Below are 16,128 nucleotides of genomic sequence, written 5' to 3' on the forward strand. Positions count from 1 at the left end.
CAAACGTCATGCAACGTAAGGTCATATCCGGTATTAGACCCAGTTTCCCAGGCTTATCCCAGAGTCCAGGGCAGATCACCCACGTGTTACTCACCCGTTCGCCACTCGAGTACCCAGCAAGCTGGGCCTTTCCGTTCGACTTGCATGTGTTAAGCACGCCGCCAGCGTTCGTCCTGAGCCAGGATCAAACTCTCCATGAAAAAATAGTGAAAACCACCAACCCCGAAAGGCCGGCTATTTCAACACAATCAGGAAAGCAAACCTGACCAATCCAAAACTAGCTTAATGTGACACCCAGACGGGGCCGAGCGCCACACAAAAAATAAACATCTACATCCATAAAGAATGCTCGATGCCACAAAATGGCATCAGACAATTCATCATCACACTATCGAGTTCTCAAAGAACACACACCCACCAGCTACCAACCCCACAAGGGCCGTCACCAGCAGACTTGTTCTGACTTTCCACGCTAACCCCGTCTCCGGGGCAACTCTTCCAGCCTACCAGACCCTCACCGCGACCCGCAAACCCGAAGTTCGCGACTCACAAGGGACCTGGCAACCCTGAATCCCTCATCCGAGACACAAGGACTCGAACCAGAAGTTCAGGGGCGGTCAGCTGCAAGCCCGATCTCCACTCCCCATCCAGACCCTCTCAGGCCGGCCGGGGCGGCGCCGTGGCGCGCTGACTCGACATAAGTTACGCACGTGGCCCCCCAGCGTCAAATCGCCTGGTCAGAGGCTACGTCTTGAGACCAAACCCGACGTAGGCGTGCACACCGAGCGGAAACCGACCCGTCCTCCGGACCACTCCCACTGGAAACCGCCCCCTGTATCCGCCCTCCACGGGCCGGCCGAAGACACCACGTCGCCGATAGTTCTGAGGGGGGCGGATTTCAGGGGCGGTTCTCGGCGACGGTTCTCAGAACACAACCCGGGGAGCTCGAGCCGACACCCTGGCCGGCGAGCATGAACCTTCACTACCAAATGCAAGAACCCCCGCCCGGTTTTCCGGGCGGGGGTTCTCGTGTTGGTAGCGGGGACAGGATTTGAACCTGCGACCTCTGGGTTATGAGCCCAGCGAGCTACCGAGCTGCTCCACCCCGCGTTGGTGAACACAACGTTACACACGCGTTCGTCAGCGACGCAAATCGGTGCCGCAACCACCTCTGACCAGGACCGATGCTCGCGATTGCGGTCACCGTGGCGATGAAGGCGTGGTCACGACGATGCATCATCCCACCCCAAGGGCGTCCGACTGTTGTGAGCTGGATCACTGTCGGGCGTAGACTCGGCGCTACCCGATCCGGGCTGACCCACTACCGAGGAGGGAACCATGTCCGCCCATCTCCACCATGAGAGCCATGGCAACCACCCGATGAGTTTCATCGGATTCGTACTCGCACTCGGCGGCTTCGTGGCCGCGGCACTGTGGCTGGTCCACATGGCTTCCGGCAACACGGGGCACGCGATCGTGTCCGCGGTGCTCATGGTCGCGGCGTTCGGCGTGGCCGTCTCGATCTTCTTCACGATCGGCCACCGGTATCACCACAGCCCGGTTCTGCCGGACAACACCCCGGACGAGAAAGAGCGCTACGTGCGTAAGTACCGCGGCTAGCGGTACCCGACGCACGTAGCGCTCGGATTCCTTCTCCCCGATCGATGCGCCCCTCATCGGGCGCATCGATCGGGTTCTGTCCGGCTAGTTCTGCTCGGGCAGTGATTCGTACTGTGCGACAGCCTTGTTCAGCCGATCGAGGGCCTGGCCGTAGCCGGCGAAGTCGCCCTTGGTCTGCGCATCTCGCAGCGCGCCGAGCGCATCCCCGATCGCCTTCACCGCGGCGTCACGTTCGGGCGATCCACCCTGCGGAGGCGCGGGCTGCTGCGGGTTGGTCGTCCCACCCTGCTGCTCGGACTGGTCCGCCGTGTCCTCGGACTGCTGCTCACCGGGCACCACACCGGCGGCCGGCGTGATCCCGACCTGGCGCAACGCCTCGGCCGTCGTCGGGGCGTAACCGATCCGGGCCTCGCGCTCCTTCGGCTCGTATCGGGTGATCACCCGGAAGAGCCGCGGGAAGGCTTCTTCGCCCTGGGCCTGTGCGTACATCGGGACCACGTACAGGATTCCGTTGTCGCCGACCGGCAGCGTCAGCAGGTTGCCGAACGTCACCTTCGCCGTGTTCTCGAGTGCCTTCAACGATTCCGCGACCCGACCATCGGTCTTCATCGGGTTGAAGGCCTGCTTGGGTCCCGACCGCTGGTTGTTGCCCGGCAGCTCCTTGACGGTGATCTGCCCGTAGTTCGACGGGTCCGACGAGACGGTGATGTAGGCACCGAGGATCGGCCGGTTGAGGCGGGTGAGCACCGAGGTGATCTGGAACGATGCCTTTTTGCTCTCCGGGTCCGAGGCCACGAAGTAGTACGGCGGCTGATCGAGTCCGCGCTGTTCGGCGTCGGGGCTCGTCGGATCGGAGGGTACCGACCAGAAGTCGTTCGCCTGGAAGAACGTTCCCGGGGTGTCGACGTGGTAGCGCGTCAGGAGCGCCCGCTGGATCTTGAACAGATCCTCCGGGTACCGGACGTGCTCCCGCAGGGAGGTCTGCTTGTCGAACTCGGCACGCGGGGCAACCGAATCCGGGAAGACCTTCATCCAGGTCTTGAGAACCGGGTCCTCGGTGTCGACCTCGTACAGTTGCACCTCGCCCGTGTAGGCGTCGACGGTGGCCTTCACCGAGTTGCGCACGTACGACACGGTCTTGTTGACCTGCGTGCGACCGGTCTGCCCGGGATTGAGGTCCTGGGCGTCGGCGGTCGCGCTCTGCAGCGACATCGGCTGCGAGTACGGGAAGTTGTCGAGGGTGGTGTACCCGTCGACGACCCACTTGATCGAGCCGTCATCCATCACCGCGGGATAGGTCTTGGAGTCGACGGTCAGCCACGGCGCAACCTGCTTGACGCGGTCTCGGAGGTCGCGGTTGTAGATGATCTTCGACGCCGAGGTGATCTCGCCCGACAGCAGGAAGTTGCGTTCCGCGTACTTGCCCGCATAGAGCAGGCGGCTGAACCAGTTGCTCAGCGGGACGCCGGCCGGCCCCTGGTAGGTGTATTTGGCATCGCCCATGTCGTGCTCGCGGGGCTCGCCGCCCTCGGAACCGACGATCGCGTAATCGGGATCGATCTTCGCGAGCAGCTCACCGAAGTAGATGCGCGGCTGGGTCACCTTGATCGGGGCGTCGCGCTTGTACGCCTCGGTCTGGTAGTTCGTGGTGTCGCTGACGTAGTAGAACGGGTCGCCGCCACCGTCGATGTCGTTCTCGTCGGCCGACTCGTTGACCCGGTTCGCCGGCGCGGCGACGAAGCCGTTGCCGTGCGTGTAGACGAGATGCTTGTTCAGCCAGTTCTGCTGGTTCTCGAGGTAGCGACTCGGATCGAGCTCGCGAACCGCGACCACGAAGTCGCGCAGTTCGCCGTCGATCTTGTAGCGGTCCACCGCGAGCTGGGTCGGGAAGCCGTAGAAGTTCTGGCGCTGCTGCTGCTGGATGAACGTCGGCGAGACCACGTTCGGGTCGAGGATGCGCACGTTCGACAGCGTCGGGATGTCGCTGTTGACGAGTGCGGGGTTCGCCGGCTGGGCCGTCCAGTCCTTCTGCGTGATGACCTTGTCCGGCCCGATGCCGTAGGCCTCCCGCGTGGAGTTGATGGCCCGCTGGATGTACTCGGCCTCCTTCTGGGCGGCGTTCGGCTTCACCGAGAACTGCTCCATGGTGAGGGGCCAGCCCACGCCGATCAGCAGTGCCGAGAACAGCATCAGCACGGTTGCCAGGGCGGGGATCCGCAGGTCGCGCAGCACGACCGCGGCGAAGAAGGCGACGGCACAGATGATCGCGATCGCCATCAGGATGAGTTTGGACGGCAGGACCGCATTGATGTCGGTGTAACTGGCACCGGGGAAGATCTCGGACTTCCGCGAACTCGACAGCAGGTTGTACCGGTCGAGCCAGTAGGCCGCAGCCTTGAGCAGCAGGAAGGTTCCGGCGAGGACCGCGAGCTGGATGCGGGCGGCCATCGTGACCGATCCCCCGCCCTGCCCGAGTCGGATGCCGCCGAAGATGTAGTGGGTGACCAGGTTGGCCAGGAACGCCACGACGACCACGACGAACAGCAGGTTCAGCACGAACCGGTAGAACGGCAGGTCGAAGGCGTAGAAGCCGATGTCGAGGTTGAACTGCGGGTCCTTCTGACCGAACGAGGTGCCGTGCAGGAACATCTGGACCGTGGCCCAGGAACCCTGCGCGACGAGACCGGCGAGTGCGCCGATGATCAGTGCCGGCAGCACCGCGAACCAGCGGACCTTGGTCATGATGGCGGTCCGGTAGCGCGCGAGCGGGTCGTTGGGCCCCGCGGTCGGCACGAAGACCGGCCGGGACCGGTACGCGAGGGCGACCGCGCCGAAGACGATCAGGCCGACCACCAGCGTCGTGATCAGGAAGAGGATGACGCGGGTCCAGACGACCGTGCTGAACACGCTCGAGTACCCGACGTCGCCGAACCACAGCCAGTCGGTCGCGAGACCGATCAGTCGTGGTCCGATGAGCAAGAGGACCAGCACGGCGACGCCGAGTCCGATGACGATCTTGCTCCTGCGTGACAGTGTCGGCATTCCTGCCGGCCCTCGGACGCCCACCAGACCCACTCTCCAAAGCTCTCAATCCGGACAACGCCCTGCGTGACGAGCAAGCCTGGGCGTGGTGCCCACTGTACTGGCACCACCCGGGTGCTGATCACACTCGGGCGCCGGGACAACGATCCGGGGTCGATCCGGGTTCCCCGGGGTCGTGGACGACGGCCTCGTCGGGGCAAGATGGGCGGGTGCCCGACCCCAAGACACCCCCGACGACGCCCCGCGGTTTCTCCACCGACGACCTCGGAAGCGCACTGAGCGAGATCCTCGACCACGTCGACGCCGCAGACTGGGGCCAGGCGCCGTCGGTGTTCGCCCTCGTCCCCACCGCGGTCCTCGCGGAGCAGGCACCGGACGTCCTCGGCGACGACGCGGACTCGCCCCTCACCCCGATCGAGCAGGAGTGCCCCGACCTCGACGCCTTCCTGGCATCGGCGATCTGGCCCGACGCCGTCGTCGGCGCCGCGGTGGCCACCGAGATCGTGGTGGCTCCCCCGGCTCCCGGCGACGACGGCACGCCGCGTTATGTCGCGAGCGAGAGCAGCTCGGCCGCAGGCGATCCGGACGACGCATCGGAGCAGGCGCGTCTGGTGGTGGGCGTGCTGCGCTCCGGCAAGGACCTCGCGCTCCTGCGGTTACGTCGTCAGGCGGGCGAGGAGATCGAGACCCTCACGCATCCGCAGCTCGGGACCGAACTGCGCGCGGCGCTCGCCGGCACCTTCACACCCGACGAACCCGGGGCCTGAACCGCCGGACCGGGTTTCGACCGGTTCAACAGGTCGGGGCCGGGCGCCCTTCGCCGATGGCATCCAGTGCGTCGACCGCGCTGTCGAGCGTCTCGACCTTCACCAGTTCGAGGCCGTCGGGACGGTCGGAGACGGCCTCCGCACAGTTGCGGGCGGGGACCAGGAACACCGTGGCCCCGGCGTCGTGCGCCGCTCGGGTCTTGTGGGTGATGCCGCCGATCGGCCCGACGTCCCCGTCGACGGTGATCGTGCCGGTTCCCGCGATGAACTTGCCGTGGGTGAGCTCGCCCGGGCTGAGCTGGTCGATGACCGACAGCGCCAGCATCATGCCCGCCGACGGTCCGCCGATGTCGCCGACGGTGTAGGTGACCTTCAGCGACGGGTCGGCGTTGGCGACCTCCGCCGCGACCCCGAGGAAGCCGGCCTTCGCGTCGTCGGGATGCTCCGTGAGCGTGACGGTCACCGTCTGCGGGGTGCCCTGGCGCACGATCTCCAGCGGTAGCACCGTGCCCGGCGGGTTCTTCGACACGACGTCGCGGAGTTGTTTGCTCGTCTCGACCTCGACGCCCCCGACCCTGGTGACCTCGTCACCGGCCTGCAGGACACCGGCCGACGGGCCCTCGGCGCCGACGCCGGCGATCCGCAGGACCGTGGGACGGTCGAGGAAACGCAGCGCAGCGACGGTGGCGTTCTCTTCCGAACCGGTCATCTGCTGGGCGTTCTCCTGCTGAACCTGCTCGGTGGTCCGGTTCGGCGGATACACCTCATCGCGCGGGGTGAGCGCGTACTTCCCGGACAGCCACATGCCCAGTGCGTCGAAGAGGGTGAGCCCGTCGCTGACCGACACCGTGGTCAGGTTGAGGTTGCCGGTGGTCTTGTCGAGGGGCGCACCGTCGATCTGCACGACCTTGCGTTCGACGACCTTGCCGTCCTGCTCGACCTTCGCCGTGCCCAACGTGTTCAGCGTCGGACCGGGACCGAGCGCGGCATAGGGAACCTGCACCTGTGTGCCGACGACGAGCAACGCCAGCAACACCAGGGCACTGACCGCGGCGGTGGCGATCCGGCGGAAGCGGGGGCTCGAACTCATTCCGCACACGATAGTGCCCCGACCTCCGGGGACGGTCCCGGCGTCGCTACGCGCACGGCGAACATCCGACGCCGTGAACGCGCCTGTCCGGGCGGTACGGTGGACGTATGAGTGATCTGCCCTTCGGCTTCTCGGCGTCCGGCAACGGCGACGACGACCGCGACAAGAACAGCGGCGACAAGGACAAGCCGGGCGACAACCCCGGCAACCCCTTCGGTGGTGCCAACCCGTTCGGATTCGCAATGGGCGGACCGGGTTCCGGCGGCGGACAGGGCTTCGGCGACTTCGACCCGTCGAACTTCGACCCCAACATGCTCGGCCAGATGTTCTCCCAACTCGGCAACATGTTCAGCGGTATGGGCGCCGGGATGGCCGGTGGCGGCGGCGGTCCGGTGAACTATGAGGTCGCCACGAATCTCGCCCGCCAGCAGATCGGTTCGTTCACACCGATCCTGGAGAAGGAGATCTCGGCGTCGGCCGATGCCGTGCGACTGGCCGACGTCTGGCTCGACGACGCGACGACCTTCCCCAGCGGCGTCACCCAGACCGTCGCGTGGACCCCGGTCCAGTGGCTCGAGGAGTCGATGGACACCTGGAAGGGCCTGTGCAACCCGGTCGCCGAACAGCTCGCGCGCACCTGGCAGGACAACCTCCCCGCCGAGGCCGCGCAGTTCGCCGGGCCGATGCTGGGCATGCTGACCCAGATGAGCGGGATGGCCTTCGGCACCCAGCTCGGGCAAGGGCTCGGCCAGCTCGCCAAGGAGGTGCTCACCTCCACCGACATCGGTCTGCCGTTGGCGCCCGAGGGCATCGCGGTACTGCTCCCCGAGGCGATCGCGAAGTTCGCCGAGGGTCTCGAGCAGCCCGCGCAGGAGATCATCGTCTTCCTCGCCGCCCGCGAGGCCGCGCACGTGAGGCTCTTCACGCACGTCGGCTGGCTACGTCAGCGTCTGCTGTCGACGGTCGAGGAGTACGCGCGCGGGATCAGCATCGACTTCAGCGGGATCACCGACGCCACGTCGAACATCGATCCCACCGAACTGTTGTCGGATCCGTCGAAGCTCGAAGAACTCATCAGCTCGTCGACGTCGTTCGAACCGACCACCACGCCCGAGCAGAAGGCGGCGCTCAGCCGTCTCGAGACGCTGCTGGCCCTCATCGAGGGCTGGGTCGAGCAGGTCGTGACCCGGGCGCTCGGCGACCGCATCCCGAGCACCGGGGCACTGACCGAGACCATCCGCCGGCGCCGCGCCTCGGGCGGCCCCGCCGAGCAGACCTTCGCGACCCTCGTCGGACTCGAACTGCGCCCGCGCAAGGTGCGCGAGGCGTCGGAACTGTGGCGTCGGGTCTTCGAGGCCACCGACCTGTCGACCCGCGACGGCGTCTGGGCACACCCCGACCTGCTGCCCGACTCCGACGACCTGGACAACCCGGCGGCGTTCATCGACCGACTCCTGCACAAGGACACCGATCTCGACGACGCCATCGCGCAGCTCGAGAAGTCGCTCGCCGAACAGGACGACACCGAGTCCGGAGACGACGGGCCGAACGGACAGAGCGGGCAGGCCGGCTCGTAACTCCACAGTCGACGCTGCACGCGCCCATGTTGTGGATAACCGGCCCGCCCGCCTCCGGCGAGATGTTTTCGCTGGCAGAGTTGCGCCATGTCCATCACGGTCCCGCGCATCCGGCCGGGAACACCGATCCTGGTCCGACCGGGCAACCGGGTGCACGTGGGGATCGATCCGGCCGGCAGCGTGATCATCGAGCTCGACGACGCGATCTCGGCGCATTCGGTCGCCACGATGCTGCGCTCGCTGGAACACCCGTGCACCCCGGAACTGCTCATCCGTCGGGCGTCGGCCACCGGGCTCGCCGACGACGAGATCCGGACGCTCCTCGACGGTCTGGCCGCGGCCGGGCGGACGGTCCCGAGTGTCGAACCCGAAACCTTCTCGGCGAGTTCGGATCTCGCCGACTTCCGCATACAGATCCACGGTCAGGGGCCGATGTCGGACCTGTTGGTCGCCTCCTTGCGAGCGCAGGGCCTGCAGGTCCATCGGACGATGCGCCGGCGCCCCGACGGCTCTCTCGACACCGTCGACACCAGACTCGTGATCCTGAGCGACTTCCTCGTCCACGACCCACGGGTCGTCTTCGCCCTGACGAGGGCAAGGATTCCGCACCTACTGGTGCGGGTCCGCGACGGCGTCGGGATCGTCGGCCCGCTCGTCCTGCCGGGACTCTCGAGTTGTCTGATGTGCGCCGACCACCATCGCTCCGACGCCGATCCGGAGTGGCCGACGATGGCGGTGCAGCTCATCCGCGCGCCCGGCGACCCCGATCCCGCGATCGTGCGGCCGACCGCCGCGATCGCGCACGGGCAGATCGAGCGTCTCGTGACCGCGCTGCGTGGGCCCTCCCCCGCCGCACCACGGGCCGCGCCTCAGTTGTTGAATCAGGTGTTGGAGTTCCGCGATGATCCTGTGCGAGTGGACCGCCGAGAATGGTCACCCCACCCGAGCTGCGATTGTCGTCTGGTGCGAGACGAACAGCTCAAGTCGTCTATTGTGTGACGCGGAAAGGATGCTATGACCGACATCACTCGGGGGCAGGGTCGTCGCAACGCGAAGTTGGCTTCTCTCCCCATCGGTATGGCCGGACGTGCGGCGGCGGGGCTCGGCAAGCGCATGGTCGGCAGAGACAAGGACGAGGTCAACCAGGAACTCCTCGAGAAGTCCGCGGAACAGCTGTTCGCGGTCCTCGGTGAGCTCAAGGGCGGCGCCATGAAGGTGGGTCAGGCGCTGTCGATCATGGAGGCCGCGATCCCCGACGAATTCGGCGAACCGTTCCGTGAGGCACTCACCAAGCTCCAGGCCGAGGCACCGCCGATGTCGGCCGACAAGGTCCACAAGGTCCTCGACCAGCAGCTCGGCACCCGCTGGCGTGAGCGCTTCAAGGAGTTCTCCGACGAGCCGGCGGCGTCGGCATCGATCGGCCAGGTACACAAGGGTGTGTGGTCCGACGGGCGTGAGGTCGCAGTCAAGGTCCAGTACCCGGGCGCCGACCACGCACTCAAGGCCGACCTGAAGACGCTGTCGCGCATGTCGGGACTGCTGCAGCGGTTGTCGCCGGGCACCGACGTCAAGGCGATGATGGACGAACTCATCGACCGCACCGAGGCCGAACTCGACTACCTCGGCGAGGCCGAGAACCAGCGCGCTTTCGCCAAGGCGTACGACGGGCATCCGAACTTCCTGATCCCCAAGGTGGTCGCGAGCGCACCCAAGGTCGTGGTCTCGGAGTGGGTCGACGGTGTCGCGCTGTCGAAGATCATCACGACCGGCGACCAGGAGACCCGCGACAACGCGGCCGCGAAGATGGCCGAGTTCGAGGTGAGCTCGCCGTACCGGGTCGGCCTGCTCCACGGCGACCCGCATCCGGGAAACTTCTTCATCGCCGACGACGGCCGTTTCGGGGTCCTCGACTTCGGCGCGGTCGGCCACTACCCCGGCGGACTGCCCCCGGAGACCGGGCCGATCCTGCGGCTCGCCCGCGACCAGAAGTACGACGAGCTCAAGGAGCTGATGGTCGAGGCAGAGTTCATCCGCCCGTCGCACGCGTCGAAGGTCACCAGCGCCGACCTCGAGGCATACCTGCGGCCGTACGTCGATCCGCTCTACTCCGAGTCGTTCCACTTCACACGCAAATGGATGCAGCGTGCCGCGGGCAAGGCCACCGACGTGCGCGGCGAGGTCTACAAGACGTCGCGGAACCTCAACGTTCCGAAGCGGTTCGTGATGGTGTTCCGTGTGCTCGGCGGTTGTGTCGGCATCGCCTCGCAACTCGAGGCGCACGCGCCGTACCGCGCCATCATGGAGGAATGGGTGCCCGGTCTGGGCGACTGATCCCCGAGGACGAACAGCGAACAGCGACGCCGCGAGCACCTGCTCGCGGCGTCGCTGTCTGTGTTTCTCAGGCCGCGGAGTTCTTGCGCGGCCGGCCACGGGGCCGCTTGCGTGCGATCACGGTGCCGCGTTCGAAGATCTCGCCGCCCCACACGCCCCAGGGCTCGGCGCGATCCAGGGCCGCCTGCAGGCACTGGGTCCGGAGCGGGCACTCGGCGCACATCGCCTTGGCACGCTCGAGGTCACGCGGGTTGTCGGCGAACCACAGGTCGGCGTCGGCCACCTGGCAGGGCAGGTCGAGCCGGGCGGTCGCTGCGCGGTCCGCCGAGATACAGGACTCGAGTACGCAATCGACGGTCATTGGGTTTCTCCACATCTGCTCGTTTGGGATTGGTGACCCATGTCCTCGATGTGGTTGCCGGTCCGAGAGCCCCGAAGAGGGCTGATGATCGGGTGACAAAAAAGAGGGCCACGGGTTTCGCCTCTGCGATTCGCCCGTGGCCCGAAGTTCTCGGAGGTCTAACTCCGGAGAATCGGTGTCGGTACGGGGAACCCATGCGGCGCGGGGGCTGCTGCTGCGGCTGCTGCCGGCGCTACGTGCGCTGCTGCCGGATGCACTGCCACTGCGGGATGCGCTGCCGCGGTCGGCGGTGCGATCGCCGGGAGTGCCGCTGCTACGGCCGGCATTGCCGGGATCGTCGCTCGAGCGGCGACCGGGCGTGCGCAGACGGCAGGCAGCCAGGAGCGGGTGCGACGGGCGCGCAGAACGACGGCGTGTGCCTGGTTCGGCTTGGCCGCAGACACGGCGATGCCGGCCTGGTTCACGGTGCTTCCGTTCACTGATCCGCTCCTTCCTCGTCTCGATCGCTCCCACATGCGATGGGGTTCCTGGTGGGCACATGAATGTTCCCACCCGTGTGCTGACGGAGATCAGCCTAAACGGTGCGCCAGAAAGCGCACAACCTATTTTTGACCTGCGGTTTTGACGAGTTCGAGGAGATCCTCGCCGTACTCGTCGAGTTTCTGCGCGCCGATCCCCGAGATCGACACCAGCGCAGCGGTATCCGTGGGGCGCTGTTCGGCGATCGCGGTCAGCGTCTTGTCGGAGAAGACGACGAAGGGCGGGACCTTCTTCGCCTGGGCGCGCGACCGGCGCCATTCCTTGAGCGCGACCAGGAGGTCCTCGTCGAGGTCGGACGGGCATCCTGCGCACCGACCGAGCAGAGTTGCGGTCGAATCCATCAGCCGCGAGCCACAGACGCGGCAGGTGGGTCCCTTGCGGGGCGTGCGTTCCTTGGCGATCTTCGACGCCGGCGAGTCGTCGGGGACGAGATCGGTCAGGAATCGGGAGCGACGACGGGCTCGGCCGCCTTCGTTGCGCGCGAGGGCCCACGACAGATGCAGGTGCTCGCGGGCACGCGTCACGCCCACGTAGAACAGTCGGCGCTCCTCTTCTACGTCCTCCCAGGACCCCTTGATGGCCTGGCTGATCGGCAGTGATCCGTCGGTCAGCCCCACCAGGAAGACCGCATCCCACTCGAGTCCCTTGGCCGCATGCAGCGACGACAGGGTGACGCCCTGGACCGTCGGCGGGTGGCGTGCCTCGGATCGGGTCGTGAGTTCGGCGGACAGTTGCGGCAGCGTGAGGTCGGGGTTCTCGGCGACCATGTCCTCGGTCAGCTGGACCAGCGCCTTCAGCGACTCCCACCGGGCGCGCGCCTGGGCGCCCGATGGTTCCTCGTCGGTGAGTCCGAGTTCGGCGAGGACCGCGCCCACGACCTCGATCGTCGTGACACCGGGCTTCACCTCACGGTTGGCGACGGTGGCGATCTGCCGCATCGCCTGCCGTACCTCGGTGCGCGCGAAGAACGCCTCGCCACCGCGCACCTGATACGGGATGCCGGCCTCGGTCAGTGCCTGCTCGTAGTTCTCCGACTGGGCGTTGACGCGGTAGAGGATCGCGATCTCCGACGGCGCCACACCCGACCTGATGAGGTGTTTGATCTCGATCGCGATCGAGGTGGCGGCAGCCGGCTCGTCGTCGTATTCGGCGAACTGCGGTTGCGGGCCGGATGGCCGCTGTCCGATGAGGCGGAGCCGGGTCCCGGCGATGCGTCCGCGCGCGGCACCGATCACGCGGTTGGCGAGGTCGACGACCTCGGGTGTGGACCGATAGTCGCGTTCCAGCCGGACGACCGTCGCCTCCGGGAAGCGGCGGCTGAAGTCGAGCAGGTAGTTCGGGGACGCGCCGGTGAACGTGTAGATCGTCTGATTGGCGTCACCGACGACCGTCAGATCGTCGCGCTCGCCGAGCCAGGCGTCGAGCAGGCCCTGCTGGACGGGCGTCACGTCCTGGTACTCGTCGACGACGAAACACCGGTAGCGCGAACGGAATTCGTCGGCCGCACCGGGTTCGATGGTGAGGATCTGCGTCATGTAGATGAGCATGTCGTCGAAGTCGAGGAGGCGATCGCCGTCCGGCGAGACCTTGGAGTCCTCGTAGTGGCCGTACACCGCGGCGACCTTCTGCGGCGGTGCGGGCGACTCGCGTCCGAGGCGGCCGACCGCCTCGACGTAGTTCTCCGGCGAGATGAGGGTGGCCTTCGCCCACTCGATCTCCGACGACAGGTCGCGCAAGGTGTCGGTCGCGGTGTCGAGTCCGGCGCGGCGTGCGGCGCGCGAGATGAGCGGGAACTTGTTGTCGATCAGCTCCCACCGGGCATCGCCGAAGGCACGCGGCCAGAAGTAGCGCAGCTGCCGCATCGCCGCGGCGTGGAAGGTCTGGGCGGCGACGTTGCCGGTGGCCCCGCCGACGCCGAGGCTCCGCAACCGGGTCCGCATCTCGCCGGCCGCGCGAGCGGTGAACGTGACCGCGAGGACCTGGCCAGGATTCACCTGACCGGTGTCGACGAGGTGGGCGATGCGTCGCGTGATGGTGCGCGTCTTGCCCGTACCCGCGCCGGCCAGCACACAGACCGGGCCGCGCGGCGCGAGGACGGCAGCGGACTGCTCCGGGTCGAGTCCCTCGACCGCGCCGGCATCGCGGAAGCGGGCATCGGGGTTCGCGGGGGAGGTCGGATGGCGCACGGACTCCACTATGTCACCACCCACCGACGCTCTCCGGACCGGCGATCGGGCTGTGGGTGACGCGCCACACGTCGGCGATCGCGGCGCCAGTGGGAACAGCCTGCGCATGCGTGGTGTTATGGCAGTCATGAGCAACGTGATCGACGACGAGGCCGGCGCCCGCAACTCCGACACCGGCGAACTGACCATGTACACCACCTCGTGGTGTGGTTACTGCGCCCGCCTGAAGACCGGGCTGAAGGCCAGCGGTATCCCCTGGCAGGAGATCGACATCGAGCTGAACCCGGATGCCGCCGAATTCGTCGGCAGTGTCAACGGCGGCAACCACGTCGTCCCGACCGTGCTCTACGCCGACGGCACGACCGCTACCAACCCCTCGATCGCCGACGTCAAGAAGAAACTCGGCGTCTGATCTCGTGACCTGAACACCCGGGCCGGCCCTCGCCGGACCCGGGTTTTCTCGTCTACCGGGTCTGCTGCGCCGTCACCCGGCTGCGGCCCAGGACTCGATCAGCGTGCGTGCGATGGAGATCGATCCGGGCAGCTGCAGACGGGGTGCCCCGCCGTCGGGTCCGGGATCGGCACGCGTCCACCCGTCCCGCGACAACGCCTCACGCACCTCGTCGCGATGGAACCACTGCGCATCGCCGATCTCACCGTCGAGGAAGGCGAGCTCGTCGGCGGGATCGCCGATCGCCGAAAAGCCGAGCATCAGCGACCGCGGGAACGGCCACGGCTGGCTGCCCAGATAGCGCGGTTCGCGCACCACGATGCCGACCTCTTCGTGTACCTCGCGCAACACACACTGTTCGAGCGACTCCCCCGGTTCGACGAACCCGGCGAGGGTCGAGTACCAGCCGTCGGGCCAGACGGCCTGGCGTCCCAACAGGATCCGGTCGGCGCCGTCGTGGACCACGGTGATGATCGCGGGATCGGTGCGCGGGAACTCGTCCCGGCCCGACTGGATGCTCCGACGCACCCAGCCGCCCCGCGCCGGCCGGGTCGCCGATCCGTCGACCGGCGAATGACTCGCCGTCTCATGCCAATTGAGGATTCCCAGTGCGGTGACGAGCAGTCCCGCCTCGTCCGGCGTCAGATGCACGGCGCCACGCCGTGCGTCGTCGGTGGGTCCGTCGATGTGATCGACGCGGCGCGCCCACCGGTCGACACCGTCCACGACACCGAGGATCACCGCGTCGGCGGGCGGTTCGTCGGCGACGGTGGTCGCCGGAACCCAGTGCAGCGCACCGGCGTCGCCGACCGGATACCGACCGTTGGAGTCGATCAGCAGCACCTTCGCCTGTGGCCATCCCGCCAGCATGCGCTCGGCGTCGTCGCGGACCTCGTCGGCGCGGTGGAAGGTCGCGCGCGACAGCAGCGGTTGGTGGACCAGTTCGAAGTGCACGTCGGTGTGTCCCTTTTCAGTGGTCGGTGCGGGGTGTTCCGGTGGTCGACAGGGCTTCTCGTCGACAGGAGTTCTCGTCGACCGTGTTTCTCGTCGACGGGGTCTAGTCGTCGCCGGGGCTTTTGCGGACGTACAGCAGGCGGTCGCCGACCTCGATCTGCTCGACCTCGCTGTCGTCGACGCGATGCAGCACCCCGTTGCGGACGACACCGAGAACGATGTCACGGGTGTGCGCGGGAGAGCCGCCGGTCTCGGTCGGGTCGACCTCGCGTTCGGCGATGGCGTAACCCGCGTCGGGGGTGAGGAGGTCCTCGATCACCTCGACCACCGACGGGGTCATCGTCGCGATGCCGAGCAGGCGGCCGGCCGTCTCCGAGGACACCACCACGGAGTTCGCGCCCGACTGTCGCATCAGGTGGGTGTTCTCCGACTCGCGGATCGACGCCACGATCTTGGCCCGGGGGTTGATCTCACGTGCGGTGAGCGTCGCCAGGACGGCGGTGTCGTCGCGGCTGGTGGCCACGACGATGCTCGAGGCGTGGGCGACTCCGGCCAGACGCAGCACGTCGGATTTGGTGGCGTCGCCGCGGACGGTGACCAGACCGTTGGAGGCCGCCGACTCCAGGACGGTCGGGTCGGAGTCGACGACCACGATCTCCGACGGCTTGATGCCGTCGCCGCGCATGGCGTCGATCGCGGTGCGGCCCTTGGTGCCGTAGCCGATGACGACGGTGTGATTGCGCACGGTATTCCTCCAACGCTGGATCTTGAGCGCCTGTCGGGACCGTTCGGTGAGCACCTCGAGGGTGGTGCCGATCAGCACGATCAGGAACAGCACGCGCAGCGGCGTGATGAGCACGAGGTTGATGAATCGAGCGAAGGGACTGACCGGCGTGATGTCGCCGTATCCCGTGGTGGACAACGTCACCGCCGAGTAGTACAGCGAATCCAGGTAGGACAGCTCGCTGCCCTGCAGATCGCGGTAACCGTCGCGGTCGAGCCAGACGACCACCGAGGTGAAGAACAGCGCGAGACACGCCCAGAACACGCGGCGTCCGATCGCACGGCTGGGACTCTGCTGCAGTTCGGGGATGCGGACGACGCCGACCAGAGCATGGTCGGGCCGGTTGGCCAGTTCGGCGTCGGATCCGAAGCGGCCGCGGAAGCGGTTACGCACTGCCACGTTTGCGCTCCTGGAGTTCGCTCACA

The 16,128-nt window shown here is 67.1% G+C and carries 13 protein-coding genes, 1 tRNA gene and 1 rRNA gene; 6 read left to right on the plus strand and 9 right to left on the minus strand.

The genetic code is table 11. The features are described 5' to 3' along the window. Positions 1-200: ribosomal RNA gene (locus LQD00_RS06590) — 16S ribosomal RNA — on the minus strand; the annotation flags it as partial. Positions 201-1,033: 833 nt separating this feature from the next. After that, a tRNA-Met gene (locus tag LQD00_RS06595) sits at positions 1,034-1,110 on the minus strand. Between the two features lie 228 nt (positions 1,111-1,338). Between LQD00_RS06595 and LQD00_RS06600 the strand changes: the two genes are divergently transcribed. Next, positions 1,339-1,620: a hypothetical protein gene (locus LQD00_RS06600; protein WP_232716231.1), complete on the plus strand. Its 282-nt coding sequence runs from the start codon at positions 1,339-1,341 to the stop codon at positions 1,618-1,620. Between the two features lie 84 nt (positions 1,621-1,704). Here the strand turns inward: LQD00_RS06600 and LQD00_RS06605 are convergent, their stop codons facing one another. Continuing rightward, complete coding sequence (locus tag LQD00_RS06605; protein ID WP_232716233.1) at positions 1,705-4,662, minus strand: UPF0182 family protein; 2,958 nt, start codon at positions 4,660-4,662, stop codon at positions 1,705-1,707. A gap of 209 nt (positions 4,663-4,871) precedes the next feature. On the opposite strand from LQD00_RS06605, the gene LQD00_RS06610 reads away from it, so the two are divergent. Then, positions 4,872-5,429, plus strand: a complete 558-nt coding sequence (locus tag LQD00_RS06610) for a PPA1309 family protein (protein ID WP_232716235.1) — start codon at positions 4,872-4,874, stop codon at positions 5,427-5,429. A gap of 25 nt (positions 5,430-5,454) precedes the next feature. On the opposite strand, the gene LQD00_RS06615 is transcribed toward LQD00_RS06610, so the two are convergent. Next, positions 5,455-6,519: a YlbL family protein gene (locus LQD00_RS06615; protein ID WP_232716237.1), complete on the minus strand. Its 1,065-nt coding sequence runs from the start codon at positions 6,517-6,519 to the stop codon at positions 5,455-5,457. Between the two features lie 107 nt (positions 6,520-6,626). Between LQD00_RS06615 and LQD00_RS06620 the strand changes: the two genes are divergently transcribed. The 3 genes from LQD00_RS06620 to LQD00_RS06630 all read left to right on the plus strand — a co-directional run bounded on the left by LQD00_RS06620 (position 6,627) and on the right by LQD00_RS06630 (position 10,427). After that, on the plus strand, positions 6,627-8,096 hold the full coding sequence (locus LQD00_RS06620) for a zinc-dependent metalloprotease (RefSeq protein WP_232716239.1): 1,470 nt from the start codon (positions 6,627-6,629) through the stop codon (positions 8,094-8,096). A gap of 87 nt (positions 8,097-8,183) precedes the next feature. Beyond that, complete coding sequence (locus tag LQD00_RS06625; protein ID WP_232716241.1) at positions 8,184-9,095, plus strand: hypothetical protein; 912 nt, start codon at positions 8,184-8,186, stop codon at positions 9,093-9,095. 15 nt (positions 9,096-9,110) lie between these two features. Continuing rightward, on the plus strand, positions 9,111-10,427 hold the full coding sequence (locus LQD00_RS06630; protein ID WP_232716243.1) for an ABC1 kinase family protein: 1,317 nt from the start codon (positions 9,111-9,113) through the stop codon (positions 10,425-10,427). Positions 10,428-10,494: 67 nt separating this feature from the next. On the opposite strand, the gene LQD00_RS06635 is transcribed toward LQD00_RS06630, so the two are convergent. The 3 genes from LQD00_RS06635 to LQD00_RS06645 all read right to left on the minus strand — a co-directional run bounded on the left by LQD00_RS06635 (position 10,495) and on the right by LQD00_RS06645 (position 13,523). Further along, a complete protein-coding gene (locus LQD00_RS06635) occupies positions 10,495-10,788 on the minus strand; it encodes a WhiB family transcriptional regulator (protein WP_232716245.1) in 294 nt (97 codons plus the stop codon). Between the two features lie 158 nt (positions 10,789-10,946). Continuing rightward, on the minus strand, positions 10,947-11,267 hold the full coding sequence (locus LQD00_RS06640) for a hypothetical protein (protein WP_232716247.1): 321 nt from the start codon (positions 11,265-11,267) through the stop codon (positions 10,947-10,949). Positions 11,268-11,390: 123 nt separating this feature from the next. Beyond that, positions 11,391-13,523: an ATP-dependent DNA helicase UvrD2 gene (locus tag LQD00_RS06645; RefSeq protein WP_308195937.1), complete on the minus strand. Its 2,133-nt coding sequence runs from the start codon at positions 13,521-13,523 to the stop codon at positions 11,391-11,393. Between the two features lie 118 nt (positions 13,524-13,641). Here LQD00_RS06645 and LQD00_RS06650 point away from each other — a divergent pair, with 118 nt between their 5' ends. Next, a complete protein-coding gene (locus LQD00_RS06650; protein ID WP_005197022.1) occupies positions 13,642-13,926 on the plus strand; it encodes a mycoredoxin in 285 nt (94 codons plus the stop codon). Positions 13,927-13,998: 72 nt separating this feature from the next. Here LQD00_RS06650 and nudC read toward each other — a convergent pair whose 3' ends face one another. Beyond that, positions 13,999-14,919 carry an NAD(+) diphosphatase gene (gene nudC / locus LQD00_RS06655; RefSeq protein ID WP_232716249.1) on the minus strand — a complete coding sequence of 307 codons (921 nt, stop codon included), beginning with the start codon at positions 14,917-14,919 and terminating at the stop codon, positions 13,999-14,001. A 103-nt stretch (positions 14,920-15,022) separates the two neighbouring features. Next, positions 15,023-16,102: a potassium channel family protein gene (locus tag LQD00_RS06660; RefSeq protein ID WP_232716250.1), complete on the minus strand. Its 1,080-nt coding sequence runs from the start codon at positions 16,100-16,102 to the stop codon at positions 15,023-15,025. Positions 16,103-16,128 lie beyond the last annotated feature (26 nt).

The sequence above is a fragment of the Gordonia metallireducens genome (genome assembly GCF_021245825.1).
In the GTDB taxonomy this organism is placed as follows: domain Bacteria; phylum Actinomycetota; class Actinomycetes; order Mycobacteriales; family Mycobacteriaceae; genus Gordonia; species Gordonia namibiensis.

What these genes read in the sequence shown, in the direction of transcription:
- LQD00_RS06600 (WP_232716231.1), top strand. Translation starts at nt 1,339, where the DNA reads ATGTCCGCCCATCTCCACCATGAGAGCCATGGCAACCACCCGATGAGT.
- LQD00_RS06605 (WP_232716233.1), bottom strand. Translation starts at nt 4,662, where the DNA reads ATGCCGACACTGTCACGCAGGAGCAAGATCGTCATCGGACTCGGCGTC.
- LQD00_RS06615 (WP_232716237.1), bottom strand. Translation starts at nt 6,519, where the DNA reads ATGAGTTCGAGCCCCCGCTTCCGCCGGATCGCCACCGCCGCGGTCAGT.
- LQD00_RS06620 (WP_232716239.1), top strand. Translation starts at nt 6,627, where the DNA reads ATGAGTGATCTGCCCTTCGGCTTCTCGGCGTCCGGCAACGGCGACGAC.
- LQD00_RS06625 (WP_232716241.1), top strand. Translation starts at nt 8,184, where the DNA reads ATGTCCATCACGGTCCCGCGCATCCGGCCGGGAACACCGATCCTGGTC.
- LQD00_RS06630 (WP_232716243.1), top strand. Translation starts at nt 9,111, where the DNA reads ATGACCGACATCACTCGGGGGCAGGGTCGTCGCAACGCGAAGTTGGCT.
- LQD00_RS06635 (WP_232716245.1), bottom strand. Translation starts at nt 10,788, where the DNA reads ATGACCGTCGATTGCGTACTCGAGTCCTGTATCTCGGCGGACCGCGCA.
- LQD00_RS06650 (WP_005197022.1), top strand. Translation starts at nt 13,642, where the DNA reads ATGAGCAACGTGATCGACGACGAGGCCGGCGCCCGCAACTCCGACACC.